The organism is Flavobacterium sp. FlaQc-28, assembly GCF_044007415.1.
In the GTDB taxonomy this organism is placed as follows: domain Bacteria; phylum Bacteroidota; class Bacteroidia; order Flavobacteriales; family Flavobacteriaceae; genus Flavobacterium.
Genome location: NZ_JBIPCM010000005.1, coordinates 1 through 25966, shown reverse-complemented (window position 1 = coordinate 25966; position 25966 = coordinate 1). Strand labels below are relative to the sequence as shown.

The window sequence follows — 25966 nt, the reverse complement described above, 5'->3', positions numbered from 1 at the left end:
GAAACAAAAAAAACTTGAAACAAAAAAGATAAAAAAAAGTCCCACATTGCTGTGGGACTTTCTATTTAAAGAAAACTAAGAATTATTTTTTCTCAGTTTTTTCCATTTTAGCTTTTAATGCAGCTAATACATCATTGTTATCTCCTAAAGTTGCAGCTGGTGCATTTGTAGAAGATGCAGATGAAGTATTTTCAGTTGCAGCTTTCACGTTTTTCTCTTCTTCTTCACGGAAGATAGCAGTGTGAGAAGCAACTACTCTTTTGAATTCTTTGTTGAATTCAATTACTTTGAAATCAGCAGTATCACCTTTTTTCAATTTCTTTCCGTCTTCTTTTTCAAGGTGACGAGTAGGAATGAAAGCAACGATATCATCTCCGAATTCTACAGTAGCTCCTTTGTCAACGATTTCAGAAATTTCACCATTGTGGATAGTTCCTACAGCGAAAGAATCTTCGTATTGATCCCAAGGATTAGCAGTAGTTTGTTTGTGACCTAAAGATAATTTACGTCCTTCAACATCTAATTCTAATACAACTACATCAAGTTTTTCACCAACATTTACAAATTCAGATGGGTGTTTGATTTTCTTAGTCCAAGAAAGGTCAGAGATGTAGATTAATCCATCAATTCCTTCTTCTAATTCTACGAAAATACCAAAGTTTGTAAAGTTTCTAACGATACCTGTATGTTTAGAACCTACTGGGTATTTAGAAGTAATGTCAGTCCATGGATCTTGAGTCAATTGTTTGATACCTAATGACATCTTACGATCATCTCTGTCAAGAGTTAAGATAACAGCCTCAACAACATCTCCAACTTTCACGAAGTCCTGAGCAGAACGTAAGTGAGTTGACCATGACATTTCAGAAACGTGGATTAAACCTTCAACACCTTCAGCAACTTCGATAAATGCACCGTAATCAGCGATTACAACTACTTTACCTTTTACTTTATCACCAATAGTTAAATTAGCATCTAAAGCATCCCATGGGTGAGCGTTTAATTGTTTCAATCCTAATTGAATTCTTGTTTTCTCATCATCGAAATCAAGGATTACAACGTTTAATTTTTGGTCTAATTCAAGAACTTCACTTGGGTGGTTGATTCTGCTCCAAGAAAGGTCAGTAATGTGAATTAATCCGTCAACACCACCTAAGTCAATGAACACACCATAAGAAGTAATGTTTTTAACAACACCTTCTAATACTTGTCCTTTTTGTAATTGACCGATGATTTCTTTTTTCTGTACTTCAATATCAGCCTCGATAAGCGCTTTATGAGATACAACAACGTTTTTGAATTCGTGGTTAATTTTTACCACTTTGAATTCCATCATTTTGTTTACATATACATCGTAGTCTCTAATTGGCTTAACGTCAATTTGAGATCCTGGTAAGAACGCCTCGATACCGAATACGTCAACGATCATACCTCCTTTAGTTCTACATTTAACAAAACCGTTAACGATTTCTCCAGTTTCATTAGCTGCAATAACTCTATCCCAAGATTTGATAGTACGTGCTTTTCTGTGAGATAATACTAATTGACCTGTTTTATCCTCACGGATGTCGATTAATACTTCTACTTTGTCACCTACTTTTAAGTTTGGGTTGTAACGGAATTCATTTAAAGAAATAACACCTTCAGATTTAGCATTGATATCAACGATAACGTCTCTATCTGTAATTCTAACAACAACTCCTTCAACTACTTCTTCTTGATCTGTAGCGATGAAAGTTTTTGATACTAGTTCTTCAAACTCTTGTAAGTTTTTCTCATCTACTGCATCAATTCCTTCTTGGAAGTTATGCCAGTTAAAATTTGCTAAAAACTCTTCTTGTGATTTTAATTGTTCAGACATGCTGATAAAAAATTTGTATTCTGTTTTTCTTGAGTTTCTCTATGCGATAGAAAATACAGAAGTTGTTTTACATAAATGGTTGATACCTAATGGAAACTCTTCTCTGCCAAAAGGACTGCAAAATTACTATAAATTTCTGTACTTACAAAATAAATTCAAATGATTATCAGTCAATTGCTCAGAAGCAGACGATTTTGGGTTTTCAAGACCTGAAGTCCCGCTATCCGTTACAATCTTTTATAGCGAACACCGCTATAAAAGGATTTCCGCTTCTATCGGGGCTAGATTAGAATATTTAGTAGTTTTTAAGAGTCTTTTTTACTGATTTCCAATAAACCTGACAGGTTTACTATCCGCAACTACCTTTGTCAAAATTTAAAACTTTGACAAAGGTTTAAAATCAGACTTCAAACGATAATTTTACTTACTTTTACTTTATGACCATAACATTCGACGAAGTAAAACAGAAAATAGAAACGTTCCATAAAAACGGACAAGTTATCACTGCTGTTTACTGGCTTTTAAAAAAGTACAATCTCAAAAACAAGAATTTAAAAGGATTTGAATTCAGAGAAAAAGCAAAACCTGATTTTATTTTAATGACTACTGAAGGCGAATTTGGAGAACCACAGATTATCAGAATTCCAGAAAACACTTTTGAATTTCCAATAGAATTAATGCTTATCCTTATTGCTCACGAATTGGTTCATGTCAATCAAAAAACAGTAAAACCCTATATTCTGGATAAAAATGAACGAGAATGGCAAGCTTATTACGAAATGAATTTTCACAATCTATTTCCACAAGTTCCCGAAATATCCAATTTTCATAAAAAGTTTTTCGCGCAAAAAGGTTTAGAATATTATAACCGAATGGGAAAAGGCTCGGAACTGCAGCAAAAATATGCTCAACAAAAAAAGCAAGTCGATGATTTAATTATCTCATTAGAATAAACTCTTAAAACAACAAATCCGACAGATTTTACAATCTGTCGGATTTGTTGTTTATGATATAAACATTTATTCTTAATGGCTCAAATTCTCTAATTCCTTTGGATTATGCTTATATTTAAACAAGAATGTAAACAAAATTAAAATTACAAACGCATATCCGGCAAATGAAAACCAAACTTCTGGCCACTGAACTCTATTTCCATCGGTAAAATAACTCACCGTTCTTCCTGCAAATTCACCACCTAAAATGGCTCCAATTCCATTAGTCATCAACATAAATAATCCTTGCGCACTTGATCTTATTTTACTATCTGTTTCTCTTTCAACAAATAAAGAACCGGATATATTAAAGAAATCAAAAGCCATTCCATATACTATCATTGATAAAATAAGAAAAATTACGCCCGAACCTGGATTCCCAATTCCAAATAAGGCAAAACGCAATACCCACGCAATCATACTAAATACCATCACTTGCTTAATCCCAAATCTCTTTAAGAAAAATGGTATAGTTAAAATAAATAATGTTTCAGAAATTTGAGACAACGAAATTATAAACACAGAATGCTCAACTCCAAAAGTACCCTGATATTCAGGGTTCGAACCAAAATCTCTAATAAATGTATCACCAAACATGTTTGTAACTTGTAATGCTGCTCCTAATAACATAGCAAAAACAAAAAACACTGCCATCTTTTTTTGTTTAAACAGAACAAAGGCATCTAATCCAAATTTACTTGACAAAGATTGATTTGTATTTTTATTTTCTGCGGGAACATCAGGCATTGTAAAAGAAAACAAACCTGTAACAATCATCGCAATTGAAGCAAAAACAAATTGATTCGTATTTGATTTCCAATCTGTTAAATCAGTAATCCACATTGCAATTATAAAACCTACTGTACCCCAGACACGAATTGGAGTAAATGCTTCCTGAACATTAAACTTGAATTTATTTAAAACCGCATAGCTAACAGAATTATTTAATGCTATAGTTGGCATATAAAAGCAACTAGTAGCAAAAATAACCCAATACATTTCCGTAGAATTAGTTGCTTTTGTAGCGAAAAAAATTGCAATTCCAGCAATGATATGGGCGATACCTAAAACCTTCTGCGCACTAAAATATTTATCCGCAATTATACCGAGCAAAGCCGGCATAAACAAACTTGCCCACCCCATAGACCCATAAGTTCTACCTATTGACAAACCAACGCTTCCGCCTTCAATTGGACCGAAAACCTGCCCCATGTAACCACCTAATGAAATCAACCAAATTCCCCAAACAAAAAATTGGAGAAAATTCATAATAGTCAGTCTTAATTTAATTCCCATATATTGAAATTGTCTTTTTAATAAAAATGAAGCGGTAAAACTACCATTAAAAATAATATCTACAAAAAATTAAATGGTTTTTAAAGCATCATTTACCAATTCTAAAACTGCTTCAAACTGCTCTTTTTTATTTAAGTAAGAATTATCTATTTCTATTGCATCATCAGCTATCACTAAAGGCGAATCTTCGCGATGTGTATCAATATAATCTCTTTCCACTACATTCTTTAATACGTCTTCATACGAAACATTATCTCCTTTTTGCTGTAATTCATCAAAACGTCTTTGTGCGCGAGTTTCGGCACTTGCAGTCATGAATATTTTAAGTTCTGCATTTGGAAAAACAACTGTTCCTATATCTCTTCCGTCCATTACTATTGCTTTATTTTTTCCCATTTCCTGCTGCTGCTCTACTAATTTAGCACGTACTTCAGAAACTTCTGCAACTTTACTCACAAAATTAGAAACTTCAATAGTTCTAATTTGTTTTTCGACATTTTCACTATTCAGATACATTTCGGCAAAACCTAATTCAGTATTAAATTTAAATTCTAACTGAATCTTTGACAAAGCATTTATCAAAGCGCTTTTATCAAAAAAGTCAACCCCAATAAATTTATTCTGCATGGCAAAATACGCCACCGCACGATACATTGCTCCCGTATCTACATATACATATTCAAGTTCTTTTGCCAATTGTTTTGCTAATGTGCTTTTTCCTGTTGATGAAAACCCGTCGATAGCAATTGTAATTTTTCTCAATTTTTTATGTTTAAATTTTTAATCCTAAAAGCCTTTAGTAATAAATACTCATTAAAATGTTAGATTTTGAGTTATCTATAATTTCAGCCATTCTTTCAAAATACTTTTTGTTGACCATTGGACAGCCAAAACTGTTACAAATGTAACCATCTTTCTCTTTATACGGAACATCATAATAGTAATGAAAAACAATATCTCGCTTAAAAGCATTACTATTAGTTGTGTCCAAACCATACAGCCTATAAGCTTTTCCGAACTTACCAACATAAGAATTCCCGATCGAATATCTGCCTAATGAAGTACTTAACGAATTTGGCACATTGCTAAATTTAAGTTTTCCTTTAGTTGTTGTTTCAGAACCTGAACCATGAGCAACCAAACCTTGATCTATAATTTTATTTGTTTTTAAATCATAAACAAAGAATCGATTTTTACCAGACGGTATTTTCATGTCAATTAAAAACACAATATCCTGATTGTATTTCGAATCTTTCTCAATTAACTTTTTTACTTCATTTACTTGAGAACTAAATCTTTCTTCTTTTTTTTCTTTCTCTTTCGAGTTTTCATTTCTGTAAACAAATTTATAAACTGCAAATGCTAAAAGAACAAAAGCTGCGGCAAATAATATCTTTTTCATAAATAACTAAGGCAAAAAAAATCCTTTTAAAATCGAAAACACTATTGTTTACAATTATAAAAGGACTATACTTTTTAAAGTACTAATAACTATTATTTTAATAATAAATATCTAAGATAATATTCGACTTAGAACTATCAATTATTTTTTCAATTCGTTTAAAGAACTGCTCATTAACCATTGGACAACCATGACTATTACTAATATAATAATCTTGTTCGTCATAAGGAACCGCAGAATAGTAATGTAAAACAATTGCTCTTTTTAAAGCGTTATTGTTAGATTCTTCTAATCCGTTTAGTCGATATGCTTTTCCAAAAATCCCTTTATAGCATTTTTCAATAACATATCTGCCTAACGCAGTACAATTGGAGTTTGGTGTATTGCTAAATCTAAGCAACCCTTTTATTCCAGTTTCTGAACCGGAACCATGTGCAACAAGCCCTTGATCTAAAACCTTGTTGTTTTCTAAATCATACACAAAAAAGCGATTTTTTCCAGAAGGCACTTTCATATCAATCAAAAAAGCAATTTTTGTATTGTATTTTTTATCGATAGTAATCATGTTTCTTATGTCGCCTATTCTGCTGTTGATTCTTTCAATTTCTAAACTGGTAATAGATTCTTCTTTGAAGTAATGGTTTGTGCCCGTAAATAACCCCACAGTCATAAACAAAAATAAACTAAATATTTTCATACAAATTATTGAAAATTTAAAATTAGACCAAAAAGACTTGTATTCGCCGCCAATGTGTATCTCGAATATGAATAATTAAACTTTAATTTATTCATTTTCAGACCAAATCCTAATGAAACTCCTGAAAAATTACGTTTTTCTTCTACTCGTAATTCTTCCCCTCTTCTAAAATTATATCCTAAACGCAGATTTATTGCTTTTTTAGGAAATAACTCCACACCAAAAACAACATGCCTTAAAGCGTTGTTAACAAACGAAACTTTCTCGCTGCTTGTCGATCCATCGATATTAGTTTCACCTCGAACGGGATTCGAAAATGAAATATTCCATTGTTGCAAATTCTCTAATGTAAGATGCCAGCGAATAGGAATATGTTCTAATTCTTGCGATGCTCCTGCAGTAATTTCAAAGGGCAAATTTTCCTGTATTCCTGAGTAGGTTGTAAATTGTGTACCAATATTACGGATTACTAAAGCCAAATTTACGTTATTTTTTTCAAATATATACAAAAATCCTAAATCAATAGCACCTCCAACAGAATTATAACTCTCTAAAGTTGAAGTTATTAACTTAACATTAGCTCCAATATGAAGATCGGTATACGGAACATTGTAGGCATATCCCAGTGATAATGCACCTTCACTTCCTCTAAAATCTGATGTTGACTGTCCATTTTCATCATAACCTTCAAATGATCCGTAGTTTATATAATTAACTCCTGCATAAAATGTTTGTAAGTGTCGGTCATAGGTATAGGCATACGAGGCACTTCCATAAGAAGCTTGTCCGTAGTAATTTCCATAATTTAAAGCCAGGTGATTATCCATTTCGTCATTTAAAACTGCTGGATTAGACATTGCCTGATTAACATCTTCATCATAAATAGTAATCGTTTTTCCTCCTAAAGCTGCCTGTCTCGGCGATGCTGTTAAATTTAAAAATTGATAGGTGTAACGCCCGCCAACTTGCCCGAATGAAACCGAACAAACGAATATTATAAAAAATAAAACAAAATGTTTTAACATTCTTTTCTTGGCGTTCCTATATGGGAATAACGCAGTTGCGAAGGTAAAATTATAAACCTAAAAAAATAAATTACAGTAAAAAAAAAATCCAAATCCCAATCTTAATTAAAAATTGGAATTTGGATTTTAAATAATTTGTACTTCAAATAGAAGTTTTTATTTCAATACTTTAGCATTTTTTACATTTTGATCTGTAAGTGCTAAAGCAAGCACTTCGCTCATTTCTTTTACATAATGAAAAGTAAGCCCTTCTAAGTATTCCGCTTTAATTTCATCAATATCACTTTTATTCTCGTGACATAAAATAATTTCTTTAATACCGGCTCTTTTTGCTGCTAAGATCTTTTCTTTAATTCCGCCAACTGGCAATACTTTGCCACGAAGCGTAATTTCTCCAGTCATAGCAAGATTTTTCTTCACTTTCTTTTGTGTCAATAACGAAACTAATGAAGTCAGCATTGCAATACCTGCACTTGGGCCATCTTTTGGAGTTGCTCCTTCCGGCACGTGCAAGTGAATATTGTATTTTTGAAATAGCTCAATTCCTAAACCTAACTTTTTAGCATTAGCTTTAATGTATTCAAGGGCAATTGTAGCCGATTCTTTCATTACATTTCCAAGGTTTCCTGTAATGGTTAAAGCACCTTTCCCTTCAGAAATTAAAGATTCTATAAATAAAATATCTCCTCCAACGCTTGTCCAAGCTAAACCTGTTACAACTCCTGCAACATCGTTGTTCTCGTATTTATCACGCTCTAATCTTGGCACGCCCAAAACTTTTACGATATCTTCGTCTGTAACTTTTTTGTTATACTCCTCTTCCATCGCTACCGCTTTTGCAGCGTTACGAATTACTTGGGCAATTTTAGTTTCAAGATTACGAACACCTGATTCTCTTGTATAACCTTCAACAATTTTTTCTAATTGTTTTTTTCCAATAGTTAAATCTTTAGAAGTTAATCCGTGTGCTTCTAATTGTTTTGGAAAAAGATGTCTTTTAGCAATTTCTACTTTTTCTTCAATTGTATAACCAGACATTTTTATAACTTCCATTCTATCACGCAATGCTGGCTGAATCGCCGCCATATTGTTTGAAGTGGCAATAAACATAACTTTAGATAAATCATATCCCATTTCTAGGAAATTATCATAAAAAGCACTGTTTTGTTCCGGATCTAAAACTTCTAATAGTGCAGATGATGGATCGCCGCTGTTACCGTTTGACAATTTATCGATTTCGTCTAAAATGAATACTGGATTTGATGTTCCTGCTTTTTTCAAACTCTGAATAATACGTCCGGGCATTGCACCGATATATGTTTTTCTATGTCCGCGAATCTCCGCTTCGTCACGTAAACCACCTAACGAAATACGAACATATTCACGTCCTAGAGCTTCAGCAACTGAACGTCCGATAGAAGTTTTTCCAACTCCTGGAGGCCCTGTTAAACATATAATTGGCGATTTCATGTCATTTCGCAATTTTAAAACTGCCAAATGTTCAATCATTCTTTTCTTAACTTCATCAAGACCAAAGTGATCTTTGTCTAATATTTTTTGAGCGTGTTTTAAATCAAATTTGTCTTTAGAATATTCACCCCAAGGCAACTCTAAAAACAACTCTAAATAATTGCGTTGAATTCCAAAATCTGGCGATTGCGGATTCATACGGCGCATTTTAGACAATTCTTTCTCGAAATGTTTCTGCGTTTTTTCGTCCCATTTTTTGGTTTTCGCTTTCTGCCCCATTTCGTCCATTTCTTCCTCTTGCGAAACGCCGCCCAATTCTTCCTGAATGGTTTTCATTTGCTGATGAAGGAAATATTCGCGCTGCTGCTGATCTAAATCAAAACGAACTTTTGACTGAATATCATTTTTTAATTCCAGCTTCTGCAGCTCTACGTTCATGTAACGTAAAGTCTCAAGAGCTCTGTCTTTTAATCCGTTTATAGACAACAAACCTTGTTTTTCTTTTACGGATAAATTCATATTAGAAGAAACAAAATTGATCAAAAACGACTGGCTTTCAATGTTTTTTATTGCAAATGTAGCTTCTGATGGAATATTTGGACTTTCTTTTATAATTTGAATTGCCAATTCTTTTACAGAATCTAAAATAGCAGTAAACTCAGTATCATTTTCGTCTGGACGCTCTTCTGAAACTTCTTTTATTGTAGCAGTTATATAAGGTTCTTCTGAAACAACTTCGTCAATTTCAAAACGTTTTTTTCCTTGTAAAATAACCGTCACATTTCCGTCAGGCATTTTTAAAACACGTAAAATTCGTGCTACGGTTCCTATTTTATGAATATCATCTTTTGATGGATCTTCGTCTTCTTCATTAATTTGAGAAACTACACCAATAATTTTTCCGCCTGCATTGGCATCATTTATCAATTTAATTGATTTGTCTCTTCCTGCTGAAATTGGAATTACAACTCCTGGAAATAAAACAGTATTACGCAATGGTAAAATTGGAAGCGAAACAGGAAGTTCTTCATTGTTCATTTCCTCCTCGTCCTCTGGAGTTAATAATGGAATTAATTCTGCTTCTGAATCAAATTCTTGAAGTGACAGATTGTCAATAGTAAGTATTTTATGATTTGACATAATAATATATAAGTCGTTTTGTCATTAAAAGTTTAATCCAAATTGCAAATGGAGCATAAAAGATTATAATTTCTATTAAGTACTGCAATCACAAGATAGGCCATAAAATTAGACAATCATTATGCCAAATCCAAAATAGTCAGTTTTGAATTTTATATTTTAACTAGTATTTGCATTTATTTCTAAAAAAATTAAAATTATTTTTATAAAACTGTAACAAACAAAAAAAAGCACCGTCCTTATAAAAAACTAGCAACCATTACTTGAGTATAACTAATCAAAATATCGAAGAATTAATTGCACTTTGTAAAAACAATAATCAAAAGGCTCAATTCGAAATTTACAACCGCTATTCTAAAGCTATGTACAATATCGCTTATAGAATTGTAAAGGACGAACATTTTGCACAAGACGTCATGCAGGAAGGTTTTTTGAAAGCTTTTACAAAGATTAACGATTACAAGCAGGAAGTAGCGTTTGGAGCTTGGCTCAAAAAAATTGTAATTAATTACAGCATTGACTTTTATAAAAAAAACAATGCTTTCCAAATGGAAGACCTGAACAAAACGCTTTATAAGATTGAGGAAGATAATTCTATTTTATCTGAAAATATCGATCTCAATTCGCTTAAAGTACAGCAGGTTCTGGACACAATTTCAGGCTTAAAAGATAACTATCGAATGGTTTTGACCTTATTTTATATTGAGGGTTACGATCAGGAAGAAATCTGCGAAATCTTGAACATTAGTTACGCTAATTGCAGAACAACGCTGAGCAGGGCTAAAGAAAGTTTACGAAAAAAATTAGAGGATTTATGAAGTCGCCTATTAAAAAAAGTTTGTGCGCACAAACGCCGGTAAATAAAAAGCGATATCATCTATCACCTCTACAAAATAAATTTTGGATATTATGAAAAAGGAAAATGACGAATTAGATCAATTGTTTAACAAGTTTGAAAAGCAATGGGATGTTCGCGAAATGAGCTCAGATCATCAAGTTGACTTTTTAAACAAATTAAACAAAAAACAACCTAAGAGAAAAAATTATGCTGTGTGGGCAATTGCAGCTTCAATAGTTCTGTTTTTAGGAGTATCAATATTATATAACAATAATGAGAAACCTAAAGAACTAAAATTTGCGTCAACTGAAACGCAGCGTACGGATTCTATCTTTAGTATTTTGATTAAAAATGAGCTGGTTAAATTAAAAGAAAAAAACTCTCCAGAAAATGAGCAAATTATAAATGACGCTTTAAAACAAATGAAAGTCTTTGATGCTGACTACGAAAAAATCATCAAAGAGGTTCAGAAAAATGGAGAAAACAAACAAATTATCTATGCTATGATCAGCAACCTGCAGACTAGAATATCATTCTTGCAGACTGTTTTACAGCGAATTGAAGAAAACGAAAACTTAAAAAATACTTCTCATGAAAAAACACTATAACTTACTCATCTTACTTCTTTTGATTCCTTTTTTAGGTTTTTCAAATGATGGTACTTATATCACAAAACAAAAAAACATTAAAAAAACATATATCGTAAACTCAAATGCAGGCATCGATATTGACAACAAATACGGTAATGTCACTGTCTCGACTTGGGATGAGGATAAAATAGATCTTGATATCACTATTAAAGTTAATGGACCAAATGAAAATTGGGTTAACGAAAAACTAAACAATATTGATGTGAACATTACAGCTCTAAAATCAATGGTTACTGCTGTGACTTCTATTGGAACTTCTTCGTTTAAGAGCAAAGGAAGCAATAATAGTTTCGAAATTAATTATGTCATCAAAATTCCAAAAAACGGTTCTGTAAAATTACTTAATAAATACGGAAATATAGCGACTGAAACTATTTATGGAGCTACAGATATTGCCTGTAGATATGGTAAAATTTCTTTAGGAAAATTAAACAATTCAAGCAATAACGTAAAAATAGAATATTGTCAGAGTTCAGCTATTGATTATATCAAAAGCGGGAATATTACAGCAAGATACTCTGGATTAAAAATTAATGAATCAGGTAATTTAAATTTAGATACTAATTATACCGATTTAGTAATTCTTGAAGGGGAAAACATTAAATACGATTGTAATTACGGGACTCTTAAATTTCAGAAAATAAACTCCTTTTCGGGCTCAGGAAATTATCTAACCATTTCTATTGCTGAAATTTCTAACAGCGTTAATTTAGACACGAACTATAGTAAAATCAATATTTCCAACGTAACAAGTAAGGCTAATAATATTAATATAAACTCTGGTTATTCTGATGTTTATATGGGTTATGATATGAATTATTCTTTTGATTTTGATATTAATACAAGATACGGAGGCATTAAAAGCGACAATTCTCTAGATATTTTGGTCAATGAAACTAAAAATACCAGTAAAAGAATCAGCGGGTTTAATAAAAAGAAAGGTCAAAATAAGGTTACTATTAATTCTAATTACGGAAACGTAACATTAAACAAAAAACAATAATCGTAAAAAATTTAAAGAAATGAAAAAATTATCTCTATTAGTAGTTTGTGGTGCATTCTTAATTGGTTTTATGGCTAATGCGCAATCAGAAAAAATAAACGGAAACGGTAAAGTTGTTACTGAAACAAGATCAACCGCCGGCTACGATGCAATACGAATTGCAGGCTCTTTTGATGTTGATTTAGTTGCTGGAAAAGAAGGAAAAATTATTGTTAAGGGTGAAGAAAATATTCTATCTGCAATCGTAGTTGAAGTTGAAGAAAATACTTTGAAAATTTATACCAAGAAAAACACTAACATCCGTTCAAGCATAGGCAAAAAGGTTGAAGTAATAATTCCGTTTGAAAAAATATCAGAGTTAACTCTTTCTGGTTCTGGAAATATTAAATCAAAAGACATTATCAAAAATGATTCGTTTTTAGCGAAACTTTCCGGATCAGGGAATTTTAGTTTAGCGGTTGATTCCAATTCTTTCGAACTGAACTTAAGCGGATCAGGAAATGTAAATTTAAAAGGAAATGCTGATAACTTTACTACAAAACTTTCAGGATCAGGCGACATCGATGCCAGTGCTTTAAAATCTAAAAATGTAGTGGTTAATGTTTCAGGTTCTGGTGACAGTAAAGTAAATTGCAGCGAAACTTTGACCGCTCGAGTTTCTGGTTCAGGTGATATTAAGTACACTGGAAATCCTGAAAAACGTGATGTAAAAGTTTCTGGATCAGGAAATATTTCAAAAGTCTAATACAAAGAATGTCACGAATTTTTATTCATCATCAATCAATAACAAATTCTAATTCGTGACATTTAAAAATTTAAAAGGCGTTTTATTAATTTAAAACGTCTTTTTTATGCACTCTTCTTAATAAGAAAATCGAAGTAACAAAGAAAACTGCCAAAATAACAATTGCCGCACGAGGACTTCCTGTAATTTGATCGATAATTCCGTAAACACACATTCCTATTACAATTCCAATTTTTTCAGCAACATCATAAAAACTAAAAAACGAAGCTGTATCTTCTGTTTCTGGCAAGAGCTTTGAATAGGTAGAACGTGACAGGGCCTGAATTCCGCCCATAACAAAGCCAGCAACTGTTGCCATTACATAAAAATGCATTGGCAATATTATGAAATAAGCCAAAGCGCAGAAAGCTGCCCAAATGGCATTAATAAAAATCAGCGTTGGAATATTTCCAAATTTTTCTGAAGCTCTCGAAGTTAAAACTGCACCCACAACAGCTACCAGCTGAATTATCAAAATACAAATTATTAAACCAATAGTACTTTCTTCTTTTGACGACCATTGAATTTCCTGTGCTCCAAAATAAGTAGCAACCAGCATTACAGTTTGCACAGCCATACTTGAAACAAAAAAACCGCCTAAATAGCGTCGTAAAGGAACATTTTCATTCAGTAAACCCCAAACCTTTTTCAATTCTTTGAAGCCATTAAAAACAACAGATTTTGTTAATTTCTCACCCTTTTCTTTTCTTCCTTTTGGCAAATAATAATACGTATACTGACTGAATAATACCCACCAAACTCCTACCATGATAAAAGAGTAACGCATTGCTTTCATTGCTGGTTCTGGACCAGAAATATTAAACCATTCCGGCTTCATGATCATCGCTAAATTGATAATCAATAAAATAACACTTCCTATATAACCCAAAGAATATCCTTTTGCGCTGATTCTATCTTGTTGTTCTTCAAAAGCAATATCTGGTAAATACGAATTGTAAAAAACTAAACTTCCCCAATATCCTAATAATCCAAAAAAGTAAAATGCCAGTCCGATATAAATATCTGTTAATTCAAACCAATATAATCCCATGCAGGATAATGCTCCCATATAACAAAAGAACTTCATAAAGGATTTTTTATTTCCTACATAATCTGCAATACCTGATAATAAAGGTGAAATAAAAGAAACTACTAAAAATGCTGCCGCGGTAATAAAACTAATTAGTGCCGAATTCTTTAAATGAAGCCCAAAAACATCAATGTAATGATCTCTTTTTGAAAATAATGCTTCATAAAAAATGGGAAATACCGCGGATGCTATTGTAAGTGTATAAACTGAATTTGCCCAATCATAAAATGCCCAGGCGTTTAATAATTTTTTATCGCCTTTTTTTAATTCTTTCATAGAAATGGTTTTGTTAACAGGCTACGAATTTATCTCTTTTTTATGATAATCAAATAGAAATTCAATAAATCATGTATTAATAAATTATAAACAAAGCTATTATGCGGTGTCATTTTTTAGAAACAAAAAAGCCGTCCAAAAATCTGGACAGCTTTCAAATTATCTTTGTATTGTTTTGTTTTTATTTTATAACTCCAACTTTCAATGCTGTTGCTTTTGCTTCTGGAATTAATGCTTTTAAGTTGGCAATTCTCGTCGCGTCAGAAGGGTGTGTACTCATAAATTCTGGTGTTCCGGATGCGCCAGATTTTGCCGACATTCTACTCCAAAATGCAATGGCATCATCTGGATTATAACCTGCAATTGCCATTAAAGTAAGTCCAATTTTATCTGCTTCACTTTCATTACTTCTGCTAAACGGAAGCATTACTCCTACCTGCGAACCTACTCCATATGCTTGTGCAAAAATATCTCTTGTCGATTGTGATTTACCGCTCGTAGCTGCATCTAAAGCTGCTCCGCCTATTTGCTGCAATTGTGCGGCACTCATTCTCTGTGCTCCATGATTAGCCAAAGCGTGTGAAACTTCGTGTCCCATTACAGTTGCCAAACCCGATTCGTTTTGTGTAACTGGCAAAATTCCTGAATAAACTACAATTTTTCCTCCTGGCATACACCAAGCATTTACCTCTTTATTGTCGACCAATTTGTACTCCCATCGGTAGTCTTTTAAATATTGAGACTGTCCTAAAAAGGTTAAATATTTTTCCGCAGCTGCTTTTATTTTTATACCAACTTTCTCAACTAATTTTGCATCGGCTGTTCCTGTTATTACTTTATTTTCAGAAATAAACTGGCTGTATTGCTGAAAAGAAGAGGGAAACAATTCGCTGTTTGAAACAAAATTTAAATTCTTTTTTCCTGTTACTGGATTGGTTGCACATCCAACAAAAAGAGCCGCAGATAACCCTAGTAATAATTGCTTTTTCATGATTCTGATATTTTTCAACAAACAAAAATACAATAATTATTAATTTTGCTTTTATATAATTATTATCTAATTTACCAGAATTAACTTATTCTCCAGTTATATGAAGTTCATTAAAACCTTTTTCAACGATTAAAAACTGATTTGATTCAAAAGCAGTCTTATCAAATTGTATTTTTTCGTTGTCAATTTCAATTTCATTCACTTTAAATGGTAAACCAATCAAGTTTATTTTGTATTTACTATAAGGTGTATCATACTTACCTTCTTTATGAAGCTGAATAATCAACTCTTTTTCTTTTCCTACGGTTCTAAAAGATAAAAAGCTGTAACGTCCTTTTTTATAATCATAACCATCTTGTGCATCTTCATAAACTACTGATTTTTCTTTGCCGTTTTTATAATATACATCAAGTGTTAATTCATCAAATTCTAATTCTCCAACGTATTGCTGTACTGGATATTTTGGAATTACGGCACCTGCTTTTACAAAAACCGGAATTTCATCAAATTTAGTATCAATCCACACTTCACGTCCTCCCACTGAAAATTCATTAGTCCAGTAATTATACCACTCACCTCTCGGAATATACATGCGTCTTCCTACTGCGTTTGGCTCAAGAATTGGACAGACTAATATTTGATTTCCAAAGATAAATTCGTCGTTTCGATAATGTGTCTGTGTATCATCTTGATCGAAATAAACTAACGGCTTCAACATTGGAATTCCTTCTTCGATATACTGCCAAAACATGGTATATAAATACGGAAGTAATTGATAACGTAGGCTTACAAATTTTCTAGTAATGTTAATCACTTCTTCATCAAAAGCCCAAGGTTCTTGATTACCATGATCTCCTGAAGAATGTGTTCTGCAAAACGGATGAAATACGCCTAACTGAATCCAACGCGCATATAATTCACCTGTTGGCTGCTCCGCAAAACCACCAATATCAGAACCTGTAAATCCCATTCCTGAAATTGACATTCTTTGCACCTGAATATTAGCAATCCATAAATGCTCCCAAGTTGCTACGTTATCTCCCGTCCAAGATGATGTATAACGCTGCGCTCCTGAATAAGCTGATCTTGTTATAACAAAGGGACGTTTAGGATAAGCAAAACGCTTTACTCCATGATACGTGGCTCTTGCCATTTGAGTTCCATAAATATTATGTGCTTTTCTATGACTGCAAGGATTTCCGTCGTAAACATGGCGAACATCCATTGGAAATGTTTTATTTGGAACTTCCATAACAGCTGGTTCATTCATATCATTCCAGACTCCTTTTACTCCAATATCAGCCACTAATTCTTTAAATAATCCAGCCCACCATTCTCTAACAGCAGGATTTGTATAATCTGGAAAATTACATTCGCCCGGCCACACTTTACCTTTCATATAAGGTCCATCGGCTCTTTTGCAGAAATAATCTTTCTCTAAAGCTTCTTTATAAACCCAATAATCTTGATCAATTTTAATTCCCGGGTCTATAATTACTACCGTTTTAAAACCATCTTCCGCTAATTCGGCAACCATTCTTTTGGGATCTGGAAAGTAATTTTTATTCCATGTAAAACATCGAAATCCTTCCATATAATCAATATCCAGATAAATGGCATCACACGGAATTTGAAGTTCTCTAAATTTTGAGGTGATTTCCTTTACTTTGCTTTCTGGATAATAACTCCATTTACATTGATGATATCCTAAAACCCAAAGCGGCGGAAGTTCTGGTTTACCTGTTAAATCTGTATAATTGGTAACAACATCCTGCATTTGCGGACCGTAGATAAAATAATAATTCATTTCTCCGCCTTCTGCCCAGAAACTAGTTACATTTCGTCTTTCCTGACAAAAATCGAAGAAAGTTCTAAATGTATTATCGAAGAAAATACCATACGACTGTTTGTTATGTAAACCTATATAAAAAGGAACTACTTTGTAAAGCGGGTCTTGTTCTTTTTGATAAGCATATTGATCTGTTGCAAAATTCTCAACTCTTTTGCCTTTTAAATTCATTTGAGTTGCCTTGTCGCCAAGTCCGTAAAAACATTCACCATCTTTAGATGATTTACTCATTTTTACGATATTTCCGCCATATTCATAACTTTCTTCCCAATGAAAACCAAGCTCATCTTCAAGAATTAAAAAATCATTTAAATCGTAAATCGACAAACGAAGATCTGATTTTTGAATTTTACATTTTACTTTACTGGTTTTAATTTGAAAATAAGTTTCTTCTTCTGTCAGTTCAAGAAAATTATAACCGTGAAGCTGGGATTTATCAATTGCATATGAAAAATCATTGCTGAAATACCCCTTTGTTGTAAAGCGAAATCGAATTAAACTATCTCTAAGAATAGTAACTTTTAGGATTACTTTATTATCTGTATTAAAAAAAATGGAATCGCCTTCGTGTTGAAAAGAGACAATTTTTGATGGATATAAATCGCCTTTATATTCTAATGCCGTGTTTGTAATCATATCTCCAAATGAATTAATTATAAAACGTTAACGCTCTTTCAAACTTACAAAAAAAGTTCATAAAGCCCTATGAATAAAAGGTTTATTCACGAAAACGTTTTTTCTGAATGGGTATTAGAATTCTCCTCAAAAAATCATCAATTTGATAATTTAAGAACGAAATACTAATAAAATAGTTGTAAAAATTTATTTGTCTAATTTTTATATGAAAGAAAAAACAGTAATGCTTAAAGGCGGCAGAGTTAATTCAACAGAAAATTCTCTTCCGTCATATGGCATTGCTTCTGCTTTTAATACTTTAGAATTTCCAACATCGCTTCCTCCGTAGACTGCAGCGTCGCTGTTAAAAATTTCCTGTAATTTTCCTTTTTTTGGTACTCCGATTCTATAATTTTCTCTTACAACCTGCGTAAAATTAAGAACCACAATAACGTTTTCATCAGGTTTATTCCCTTTTCGGATATAAGATAAAACCGCATTTTGATGATCTGAGTAATTAATCCACTCAAAACCTTCGCCAGTAAACTGTTTTTCGTACAAAGCAGGATATGATTTATACAGCTGATTTAAATCTGTAATTAGTTTTTTTATTCCTGAATGAAAATCATATTGAAGCAGATGCCAGTCTAGACTATTCTCAAAATTCCACTCACTTGTTTGACCAAATTCTGCTCCCATAAACAATAATTTCGCTCCGGGATGCGTGAACATATATCCGTATAATAATCTTAAATTGGCAAATCGCTGCCATTCATCACCGGGCATTTTATAGATAAGAGATTTTTTTCCGTAAACTACTTCATCATGCGAAAACGGAAGCATGAAATTTTCGGTGAAAGCATAAGTCATTGAAAAAGTTAAATCATTTTGATGGTATTTTCTGTAAACTGTTTCTTTTTGAAAATATTCTAAAGTGTCATGCATCCAGCCCATCATCCATTTCATTCCAAAACCTAAACCACCTGTAAAAGTGGGTCTTGAAACCATCGGAAACGAAGTACTTTCTTCGGCAATAGTTTGTACGCCATCAAAATTAGCATATATTACTTCGTTGAACTCTTTTAGAAAACTAATCGTATCCAGGTTTTCTCTTCCGCCAAAAATGTTAGGTTCCCACTCCCCATCTTCTCTTGAATAATCAAGATACAACATCGAAGCAACGGCATCAACTCTTAAACCATCGGCATGATAATTTTGAAGCCAAAAAACAGCATTACTAATCAAAAAGGCTCGAACTTCATTTCGCCCGTAATTAAAAACCAAACTTTTCCAATCAGGATGATATCCTTTTCGGCGATCTGGATGCTCGTATAAATGCGAACCGTCAAAGAAGCCTAGACCATGTGCATCATCAGGAAAATGTGATGGTACCCAATCTAAAATTACTCCAATTCCTTCTTGATGCAGTTTATCAACTAAAACCATAAAATCCTGTGGTTTTCCAAAACGAGAAGTTGGCGCAAAATATCCTGTAAGCTGATATCCCCAAGAAGGATCATAAGGATACTCCATTATCGGCATGAACTCAACATGAGTAAAACCAGTTTCTTTTACATATTTAACTAAATCATCAGCAAGCTCCAAATAAGTTAAAAAACGGTTATTCTCGGCACGTTTCCATGAACCCAAATGCACTTCGTAAACAGAATACGGTTTATCTAACGCATTATTCTGTTTACGATTCTGCATCCAGTTTTCGTCTTTCCATTTGTATTCCAAATCCCATACTACAGATGCCGTATGCGGCGGTTTCTCACAATACAGCGCAAACGGATCTGCTTTTTCAGTTACAATTCCGTCAATATTCGACTGGATTTTATATTTATAAAGAGCGCCTTTTGTAATTTCTGGAATGAATCCTTCCCAAATACCCGAGGAATCCCAACGTACATTTAAGACATGCTCTCCCTGAGTCCAATAATTAAAATCACCTACAACCGAAACTGTTTGTGCAGTTGGAGCCCAAACGGCAAAGTAAACTCCTTTTACTCCATTAACTTCAATTAAGTGAGCTCCCAGTTTTTCATACAATTTAAAATGCTTTCCAGCTTTGAATAAATCAATATCAAAATCGGTAAATAGAGAATGTGTAATTACTTTTGTCATATTTGTTTTTTAAGGCAACTATTCGAATTTAGATTTTTTAATTGGAATTTTTAATTTTATTCAATTCTGAAATTATCAGAAAGAACTGCCCCTTTTTTAATTACAACAATTCCGTCTTTTATACTGTATAATTCATTAGTAAAATTATCTAAATGTTTTCCGCCGCTAATATGAACATTGTTTCCAATTCTCACATTTTTATCGACTAAAGCATTTTTTATAAAGCAATTTTCACCAATGCCTACATGAATTTTATTAATTGTACTCTCATGATTTAGTTCGTCAAGATCCTGATAGAAATCATTCCCCATTACATAACAATTTTCAAGTACCGTTCCCACTCCAATTCTAGAACGAATACCAATTACAGAACTCTTAATTTCTTTTGCATTAATAATGCAGCCTTCAGAAATTAATGATTGATCTACAATTGAATTTCTAAATTTCGACGGCGGCAATAACCTAGGTCTCGTGAAAATTTTGTTTTCATTATCGAATAAATTAAACTCCGGAATATCAGTAGTTAAGCCAATATTTGCTTCAAAGAAGGATTCGATATTTCCAATATCTGTCCAATAACCTTCATATTGATAACTTAATATTTTATGCTTTCCAACGGCTTGCGGAATAATTTCTTTTCCAAAATCCTTTGTTTCTGGATTCGCCATTAATTCTTCTAACAATGGCTTATTGAAAATGTAAATTCCCATTGAAGCCAGATATTTTTTGCCTTTTTCTTGCATTTGTTCACTTACTTCAGATTCCCAATCTGGCAGCAATGATGCGTCAGGTTTTTCAATAAAAGCTTCTATGCAGCTTTCATGATTCGTTTTTAAAATTCCAAACTCTGGTGCATCCTTAGCATTAACAGGAAGCGTTGCTATCGAAATAGCCGCATCGGCTGCAATATGAGCTTCAAGCATTTCATTAAAATCCATCTGATACAATTGATCCCCAGAAAGAATTAATGCGTGATCAAAATCGTGTTTTAAAAAATGTGACATACATTGTCTAACAGCATCTGCAGTTCCTTGAAACCACGTTGGGTTATCTGGTGTTTGTTCGGCTGCCAAAATATCTACAAACGACTGGCTGAAAATACTAAAATTGAAGGTATTCTTGATATGCGCATTTAAAGATGCTGAATTAAACTGTGTTAGAACAAATATTTTAAAAATATCCGAATTAATACAATTTGAAATAGGAATATCGACTAATCTATATTTTCCGCCAATTGGCACTGCAGGTTTTGATCTCGTTTCGGTTAATGGAAATAAACGTGATCCTTGTCCTCCTCCTAAAATAATAGCAACTACATTTTTCTTTTTAAATTTCATTTTTCTCAATTATTAGGTTGTATATCTCGATGTATTCTTGGCAAACTCTTTCCCAGGAATGATCAGCAGTCATTCCTCTTTCTAAAACTTTATTGAAATTTAATTTATTATTGTACAGCTTTACAGCTCGATTTATAGAATAACAGATATCTCCAACTGAAGCCTGATCATGACAAATTCCGTTTCCTTCATCTCCAAAATCAATAACCGTATCTCTTAAACCTCCAGTTCTCCTCACTATCGGAATTGTTCCATAACGCATCGCATACATTTGATTTAAACCGCAAGGTTCAACTCTAGAAGGCATTAAAATATAATCTGAACCTGCATAAATCAAATGTGCTAATTCTTCGTTATAACCAATAAAAACATTATAATTACCATTATAATCATTTCTTAATTGCACCAACTGCTCTTCAATAACTGCATTTCCAGATCCTAAAATCAGAATATTGATATTTTCGAAATTTTCAGATAATGCTAAAGCAGATGCGTGAGGTAATAAATCTCCTCCTTTTTCCTCAAACAAACGGCCGATAAAACTAAATAACGGTTTTTCAGGATCTAAATCAAATTGTTCGCAAAGCTTTTCTTTATTCTTTTGTTTTCCAGATTCAAAAGTTTCAATCGAATAATTCGCTGCAATCATTTGATCTTTTAAAGGATCCCAAACTTCAATATCAATTCCGTTTAAAATTCCTCTCGACTTACTACGAACTGATTTGAACAAAGATTCCAAACCATTAGCCGCATGATTAATTTCATTTAAATAACTTGGAGATACCGTAGTAACCGCATTTGCACATTTCACACCAACTGCTAATGAATTGATAGAATTGTTCCATTCTAAAAATCCAACATGCTTTAAATCAAATTCCGGCAAATAATGCAGCTTATCAAATCCAAACCAGCCTTGATACAAACCATTATGAATTGTAATTACCGTTTTTACATTCTTCAAACTATCATACTTGTAAGCAAATTGAACTAAAAATGGAATTAATCCAGTGTGATGATCGTGACAATTTATAACATCTGGAATTGTATTTCGGCAAATTATCCAATCTAAAACTGCTACCTGAAAAGCTAAAAAACGTTCTATATCATCTTCATAACCATAAACATTAGGGCGGTCAAATAATTCTTTAATTTCTACGAGATATAATTCATAACCCAATTTAATAGTAGTCTCTTTCAAAATACTAAATGGGAAATTAAAATTTCCAAGTTTAACCGTTCCCCAATGAACACATTCAAATTCATTCTCTTTTCTAAACTTAGTATCATAACAAGGAACAATTACTCGTACCTGATGACCTGCATTAGTTTGATATTTTGGCAATGCACCAACAACATCAGCTAGACCGCCAACTTTTGCCATTGGATAACATTCTGCACTAATATGAAATATTTCCATGTTAAAAATTATAACAAATTGTGAATTATTTTTCAGCAGTCCTATATAAATAGCTACTTTTATGTTTTTTAAATTTAGCAAAAAATAAACAGAATTAAGCCCACAAGTAAAATTTATTGATATGTCAAAAAAGGCAAACAATCCTACTAAATCATTAAAAATTCCACAGTTTATTATTGTATCATGTAAAATTTGTGCTTTAATTTCATCTAAACTAGTAACATCATATGCAGCAAAACTATTTACGACGCCTATAAAACATAAAGTTCCAAAACGAGAATTCGAGATGGATAAAAAAAGCATCCAAAACTTAATCTATGTTCCAGAAATAAACAAAAGTGTTGTGACATATGAATACGGCAAAAGTGATCGTAAAGTTTTATTAATTCATGGATGGTCAGGACGAGGTACTCAATTGTTCAAAATAGCCGACGAACTTTTAGATAATGGCTATTCTGTAGTAAGTTTTGATGCTCCCGCACATGGGAAATCAAAAGGTAATACGACGATTATGTCTGAATTTATTGCTTCTATACTAGAAATAGAAAAACAATATGGTCCATTTGAATTTGCGATTGGTCATTCTTTAGGAGGAATGTCGGTACTAAATGCAATTAAAGACGGCTTAAAAGTAAAAAAAGCAATTGTAATTGGAAGTGGAGATATTGTTCAGGATATTCTAGACGATTTTGTTGCTAAATTAGGTTTAAAACAAACCATAAGCGAACGTCTGCGCGAGTTTTTTGAGAATAAACATCAAGTGAAAATGGATGATTTTTCGGCTTATAGAGCAGCTCAAAAAGTAAAAATACCCGTTTTGGTTATACATGATAATGATGATCCTGAAGTTCCTGTTAAAGCAGGAATTCATATTCATGAAAATCTTGAAAACGGAGAATTATTCTTAACAGATGGTTTAGGACATCGAAAAATTCTAGGAAATCAAAATGTAATTAAAAAGACTTTAGAATTCATCAAAAACTCCTAACTTTATAAGAATTAACGTTTTACCTTTTTAATTCAAAAAAGAAAAAAAATGGATTTATTTGGAGAAACATCAAATTGGGAAACTAAATTAGAGCCCATTTTAGAGAAATATAAAGGGAAGAAACATCCTTTAGAATATCAAAACACCTACCAATTATTGGTTATGGTTGTTTTATCAGCACAAGATTCTGATGCAAATATCAATAAAATAGCACCTGCTTTATTTGATAAATACCCAACATTAAATAGTCTCTCGAAAACAGATTTAGAAACATTCATTCCCTATATCAGTAAAGTTCGAAACTTCCAGACAAAAGCAAACTGGCTTTTAGAAATTGCAAAAACAATTCAAGAAGACAAAAATATTCCATTAACTATGAGTGGCTTAACAGCCCTAAAAGGAATTGGAAGAAAATCAGCAAATGTAATCTTAAGAGAAACAAATAAACCAGCAGAGGGCATTATTGCAGATTTACATGTAATACGAGTAGCTCCAAGAATTGGAATTATAAAAGAAAGTAAAGACGGGAATAAAGTAGAAAAAGATCTCATGCAAATACTTCCTAAAAATATTTGGTCCGAAATTGGTATGGCTATATCTTTTCTTGGCAGAGAAACCTGCAGACCAAAACCTAAATGTGAAGAATGCCTTATAACAGATGTTTGCAACTATTATTTACACGAAATAATCTAAAAAACTACTTTCTTCTCGTATCAATTAAATAAATAATCTTCCAATTATCTTTTTCTCTAAATAATGTAAAAGTATTTACACCAGAATGACTTAATTTATCATTGATATAAAATTCATAAGGTGCCCAGACATGCGCCATTACCCCATCAATTTGAATATTATAACTCAATATTTTTTCCTGAAATTTAGTAGTCTGTGGAATTGAAGCGATAGATTTATAAAACTCTTCTGCACTTTCATTTGATAATTTATTACCTTTAGTCTTACTTTCACTTATCGATTGTAAAATAAGCTTATCTCCACAAACTGATTTCAATTTAAGGGTATCTTTTTGATGAAATCCTTCGAAAAATACATCAATACATTTTTGAACTTCTTGCTTTTGGGCATTAGATACTAACCCAACGAATAGAAATAGCATAGCAATAAAACTTCTCATAAAATTTCAATTTTATTAAACCCCAAATTGTGAAAGATGATGCTCTAAATGTTTTGCAAACATATTATTCCATTCTTTCGAAGTCAATTTTCCAAAAGAGTGCGATTCTTTATCTTCGAATTCATTTGATCCTAAAGTCTGAGTTCTAATCAAATAAGATATTAGTCTTTTCTTTTCAGTTTCAAAATCACGATTTCCTTTAATTATAAATTGTGGTGCTGTTTGGTTGTTTTTAGGATAGGGTTTATCATCAACCACCTTACTTTTGACCAATAATTTTAGAATAAACTTCATAAAACCGTTTGGTTTTGGATGAATATCGTCATATACCATTTCGTATGACACATTGCAATGGCCAAGCATCTGGTCAACAGACATTTTACCCCAAAGCCCTTTTGAATCCGGCTTAAGCTGATTGATTCTATTAATAAACTGATCACAATCTTCTTTTAAAAAAACATTTTGCATGATTAAAAAACAGTATATAGTTAAATATGTAAAGTAAAAATATAAAATTTACGTACAAAATACTTACTTATTCTTTTATAATTTAAAATTTACCAATAGCAATAACAAACTTTTGCTTTATATCCAAAAAAAAAACTTCAACTAGCAAAAGCTAATTGAAGTTTTAGTACTCAGAGCGGGACTTGAACCCGCACGAACATTGCTGTTCACTGGATTTTAAGTCCAGCGTGTCTACCAATTTCACCATCCGAGCATTATGTGGTACCTCCAGGGATCGAACCAGGGACACATGGATTTTCAGTCCATTGCTCTACCATCTGAGCTAAGGTACCGTTTTTGCTTAAAAAATAAGCAAAATTTGAATAAAAAACCCCATTTCTATGAAACAGGGTTTTAAAAGAAAGGCGACGACATACTCTCCCACAAAATTGCAGTACCATCTGCGCAGGCGGGCTTAACTACTCTGTTCGGGATGGGAAGAGGTGAGCCCCGCCGCAATAACCACCTTAAGGTTGTTA

Annotated in this window: 22 protein-coding genes, 2 tRNA genes and 1 rRNA gene; 7 read left to right on the top strand and 18 right to left on the bottom strand. The window is 32.5% G+C overall.

Annotated features, from left to right (window positions below):
• Positions 1–82: 82 nt before the first annotated feature.
• The gene (rpsA, locus tag ACHRVL_RS13825; RefSeq protein WP_264523799.1) at positions 83–1861 is read right to left on the bottom strand and encodes a 30S ribosomal protein S1; all 1779 of its coding nucleotides are present in this window, start codon (positions 1859–1861) and stop codon (positions 83–85) included.
• Positions 1862–2298: 437 nt separating this feature from the next.
• Between rpsA and ACHRVL_RS13820 the strand changes: the two genes are divergently transcribed.
• On the top strand, positions 2299–2814 hold the full coding sequence (locus tag ACHRVL_RS13820) for a hypothetical protein (protein WP_395413694.1): 516 nt from the start codon (positions 2299–2301) through the stop codon (positions 2812–2814).
• A gap of 72 nt (positions 2815–2886) precedes the next feature.
• On the opposite strand, the gene ACHRVL_RS13815 is transcribed toward ACHRVL_RS13820, so the two are convergent.
• The 6 genes from ACHRVL_RS13815 to lon all read right to left on the bottom strand — a co-directional run bounded on the left by ACHRVL_RS13815 (position 2887) and on the right by lon (position 9883).
• Entirely contained in the window at positions 2887–4149 is a 1263-nt protein-coding gene (locus ACHRVL_RS13815) for a nucleoside permease (protein WP_395413691.1), read from the bottom strand.
• Positions 4150–4218: 69 nt separating this feature from the next.
• The gene (gene cmk, locus ACHRVL_RS13810; protein ID WP_395413689.1) at positions 4219–4911 is read right to left on the bottom strand and encodes a (d)CMP kinase; all 693 of its coding nucleotides are present in this window, start codon (positions 4909–4911) and stop codon (positions 4219–4221) included.
• A 34-nt stretch (positions 4912–4945) separates the two neighbouring features.
• Entirely contained in the window at positions 4946–5551 is a 606-nt protein-coding gene (locus tag ACHRVL_RS13805) for a murein L,D-transpeptidase catalytic domain-containing protein (protein WP_395413687.1), read from the bottom strand.
• Positions 5552–5648: 97 nt separating this feature from the next.
• A complete protein-coding gene (locus ACHRVL_RS13800; protein WP_089055582.1) occupies positions 5649–6248 on the bottom strand; it encodes a murein L,D-transpeptidase catalytic domain-containing protein in 600 nt (199 codons plus the stop codon).
• Positions 6249–6253: 5 nt separating this feature from the next.
• Positions 6254–7273, bottom strand: coding sequence for a type IX secretion system protein PorQ (gene porQ, locus ACHRVL_RS13795; RefSeq protein WP_395413684.1), 1020 nt, complete (start codon positions 7271–7273; stop codon positions 6254–6256).
• 156 nt (positions 7274–7429) lie between these two features.
• A complete protein-coding gene (lon, locus tag ACHRVL_RS13790; RefSeq protein WP_395413682.1) occupies positions 7430–9883 on the bottom strand; it encodes an endopeptidase La in 2454 nt (817 codons plus the stop codon).
• Positions 9884–10146: 263 nt separating this feature from the next.
• Here lon and ACHRVL_RS13785 point away from each other — a divergent pair, with 263 nt between their 5' ends.
• From ACHRVL_RS13785 to ACHRVL_RS13770, 4 genes are all read left to right on the top strand, one after another.
• Entirely contained in the window at positions 10147–10701 is a 555-nt protein-coding gene (locus ACHRVL_RS13785; protein WP_089055585.1) for an RNA polymerase sigma factor, read from the top strand.
• Between the two features lie 91 nt (positions 10702–10792).
• A complete protein-coding gene (locus ACHRVL_RS13780; protein ID WP_395413680.1) occupies positions 10793–11329 on the top strand; it encodes an anti-sigma factor in 537 nt (178 codons plus the stop codon).
• A complete protein-coding gene (locus tag ACHRVL_RS13775) occupies positions 11313–12374 on the top strand; it encodes a hypothetical protein (protein ID WP_395413678.1) in 1062 nt (353 codons plus the stop codon). The genes ACHRVL_RS13780 and ACHRVL_RS13775 overlap by 17 nt, the downstream gene beginning before the upstream one ends.
• Positions 12375–12393: 19 nt before the next feature.
• Positions 12394–13119, top strand: coding sequence for a head GIN domain-containing protein (locus ACHRVL_RS13770; RefSeq protein WP_395413674.1), 726 nt, complete (start codon positions 12394–12396; stop codon positions 13117–13119).
• Positions 13120–13204: 85 nt separating this feature from the next.
• Here ACHRVL_RS13770 and ACHRVL_RS13765 read toward each other — a convergent pair whose 3' ends face one another.
• The 6 genes from ACHRVL_RS13765 to ACHRVL_RS13740 form a co-directional block, all read right to left on the bottom strand.
• Entirely contained in the window at positions 13205–14524 is a 1320-nt protein-coding gene (locus tag ACHRVL_RS13765) for an MFS transporter (protein ID WP_395413672.1), read from the bottom strand.
• Between the two features lie 181 nt (positions 14525–14705).
• A complete protein-coding gene (locus ACHRVL_RS13760; RefSeq protein WP_370433781.1) occupies positions 14706–15515 on the bottom strand; it encodes a M48 family metallopeptidase in 810 nt (269 codons plus the stop codon).
• A gap of 85 nt (positions 15516–15600) precedes the next feature.
• Positions 15601–18000: a glycoside hydrolase family 31 protein gene (locus ACHRVL_RS13755; protein WP_395413669.1), complete on the bottom strand. Its 2400-nt coding sequence runs from the start codon at positions 17998–18000 to the stop codon at positions 15601–15603.
• A 201-nt stretch (positions 18001–18201) separates the two neighbouring features.
• Positions 18202–20106, bottom strand: a complete 1905-nt coding sequence (glgB, locus tag ACHRVL_RS13750) for a 1,4-alpha-glucan branching protein GlgB (RefSeq protein WP_395413667.1) — start codon at positions 20104–20106, stop codon at positions 18202–18204.
• 56 nt (positions 20107–20162) lie between these two features.
• Positions 20163–21443, bottom strand: a complete 1281-nt coding sequence (locus tag ACHRVL_RS13745) for a glucose-1-phosphate adenylyltransferase (protein ID WP_395413664.1) — start codon at positions 21441–21443, stop codon at positions 20163–20165.
• Positions 21433–22860, bottom strand: coding sequence for a glycogen synthase (locus tag ACHRVL_RS13740; protein ID WP_395413661.1), 1428 nt, complete (start codon positions 22858–22860; stop codon positions 21433–21435). Before ACHRVL_RS13740 ends, ACHRVL_RS13745 begins: the two co-directional genes overlap by 11 nt.
• A 121-nt stretch (positions 22861–22981) precedes the next feature.
• On the opposite strand from ACHRVL_RS13740, the gene ACHRVL_RS13735 reads away from it, so the two are divergent.
• Together ACHRVL_RS13735 and nth are read left to right on the top strand one after the other, a co-directional pair.
• Positions 22982–23848: an alpha/beta fold hydrolase gene (locus ACHRVL_RS13735; protein ID WP_395413660.1), complete on the top strand. Its 867-nt coding sequence runs from the start codon at positions 22982–22984 to the stop codon at positions 23846–23848.
• 48 nt (positions 23849–23896) lie between these two features.
• Positions 23897–24541, top strand: coding sequence for an endonuclease III domain-containing protein (nth, locus tag ACHRVL_RS13730; protein WP_395413657.1), 645 nt, complete (start codon positions 23897–23899; stop codon positions 24539–24541).
• A gap of 4 nt (positions 24542–24545) precedes the next feature.
• Here the strand turns inward: nth and ACHRVL_RS13725 are convergent, their stop codons facing one another.
• The 5 genes from ACHRVL_RS13725 to rrf all read right to left on the bottom strand — a co-directional run bounded on the left by ACHRVL_RS13725 (position 24546) and on the right by rrf (position 25957).
• Positions 24546–24980: a nuclear transport factor 2 family protein gene (locus ACHRVL_RS13725; protein ID WP_395413655.1), complete on the bottom strand. Its 435-nt coding sequence runs from the start codon at positions 24978–24980 to the stop codon at positions 24546–24548.
• Positions 24981–24995: 15 nt separating this feature from the next.
• Positions 24996–25448 carry a DUF1569 domain-containing protein gene (locus ACHRVL_RS13720; protein WP_395413654.1) on the bottom strand — a complete coding sequence of 151 codons (453 nt, stop codon included), beginning with the start codon at positions 25446–25448 and terminating at the stop codon, positions 24996–24998.
• 167 nt (positions 25449–25615) lie between these two features.
• Positions 25616–25701: transfer RNA gene (locus tag ACHRVL_RS13715), tRNA-Leu, on the bottom strand.
• Positions 25702–25707: 6 nt separating this feature from the next.
• A tRNA-Phe gene (locus tag ACHRVL_RS13710) sits at positions 25708–25780 on the bottom strand.
• Positions 25781–25847: 67 nt separating this feature from the next.
• Positions 25848–25957: ribosomal RNA gene (gene rrf, locus ACHRVL_RS13705) — 5S ribosomal RNA — on the bottom strand.
• Between the last annotated feature and the right edge of the window lie 9 nt (positions 25958–25966).

Bases quoted from the DNA above. Each gene is read 5' to 3' on its own strand.
- rpsA (WP_264523799.1), bottom strand. From the start codon at position 1,861: ATGTCTGAACAATTAAAATCACAAGAAGAGTTTTTAGCAAATTTTAAC.
- ACHRVL_RS13820 (WP_395413694.1), top strand. From the start codon at position 2,299: ATGACCATAACATTCGACGAAGTAAAACAGAAAATAGAAACGTTCCAT.
- ACHRVL_RS13815 (WP_395413691.1), bottom strand. From the start codon at position 4,149: ATGGGAATTAAATTAAGACTGACTATTATGAATTTTCTCCAATTTTTT.
- ACHRVL_RS13805 (WP_395413687.1), bottom strand. From the start codon at position 5,551: ATGAAAAAGATATTATTTGCCGCAGCTTTTGTTCTTTTAGCATTTGCA.
- ACHRVL_RS13800 (WP_089055582.1), bottom strand. From the start codon at position 6,248: ATGAAAATATTTAGTTTATTTTTGTTTATGACTGTGGGGTTATTTACG.
- porQ (WP_395413684.1), bottom strand. From the start codon at position 7,273: ATGTTAAAACATTTTGTTTTATTTTTTATAATATTCGTTTGTTCGGTT.
- lon (WP_395413682.1), bottom strand. From the start codon at position 9,883: ATGTCAAATCATAAAATACTTACTATTGACAATCTGTCACTTCAAGAA.
- ACHRVL_RS13780 (WP_395413680.1), top strand. From the start codon at position 10,793: ATGAAAAAGGAAAATGACGAATTAGATCAATTGTTTAACAAGTTTGAA.
- ACHRVL_RS13775 (WP_395413678.1), top strand. From the start codon at position 11,313: ATGAAAAAACACTATAACTTACTCATCTTACTTCTTTTGATTCCTTTT.
- ACHRVL_RS13770 (WP_395413674.1), top strand. From the start codon at position 12,394: ATGAAAAAATTATCTCTATTAGTAGTTTGTGGTGCATTCTTAATTGGT.
- ACHRVL_RS13765 (WP_395413672.1), bottom strand. From the start codon at position 14,524: ATGAAAGAATTAAAAAAAGGCGATAAAAAATTATTAAACGCCTGGGCA.
- ACHRVL_RS13760 (WP_370433781.1), bottom strand. From the start codon at position 15,515: ATGAAAAAGCAATTATTACTAGGGTTATCTGCGGCTCTTTTTGTTGGA.
- ACHRVL_RS13755 (WP_395413669.1), bottom strand. From the start codon at position 18,000: ATGATTACAAACACGGCATTAGAATATAAAGGCGATTTATATCCATCA.
- glgB (WP_395413667.1), bottom strand. From the start codon at position 20,106: ATGACAAAAGTAATTACACATTCTCTATTTACCGATTTTGATATTGAT.
- ACHRVL_RS13745 (WP_395413664.1), bottom strand. From the start codon at position 21,443: ATGAAATTTAAAAAGAAAAATGTAGTTGCTATTATTTTAGGAGGAGGA.
- ACHRVL_RS13740 (WP_395413661.1), bottom strand. From the start codon at position 22,860: ATGGAAATATTTCATATTAGTGCAGAATGTTATCCAATGGCAAAAGTT.
- ACHRVL_RS13735 (WP_395413660.1), top strand. From the start codon at position 22,982: ATGTCAAAAAAGGCAAACAATCCTACTAAATCATTAAAAATTCCACAG.
- nth (WP_395413657.1), top strand. From the start codon at position 23,897: ATGGATTTATTTGGAGAAACATCAAATTGGGAAACTAAATTAGAGCCC.
- ACHRVL_RS13725 (WP_395413655.1), bottom strand. From the start codon at position 24,980: ATGAGAAGTTTTATTGCTATGCTATTTCTATTCGTTGGGTTAGTATCT.
- ACHRVL_RS13720 (WP_395413654.1), bottom strand. From the start codon at position 25,448: ATGCAAAATGTTTTTTTAAAAGAAGATTGTGATCAGTTTATTAATAGA.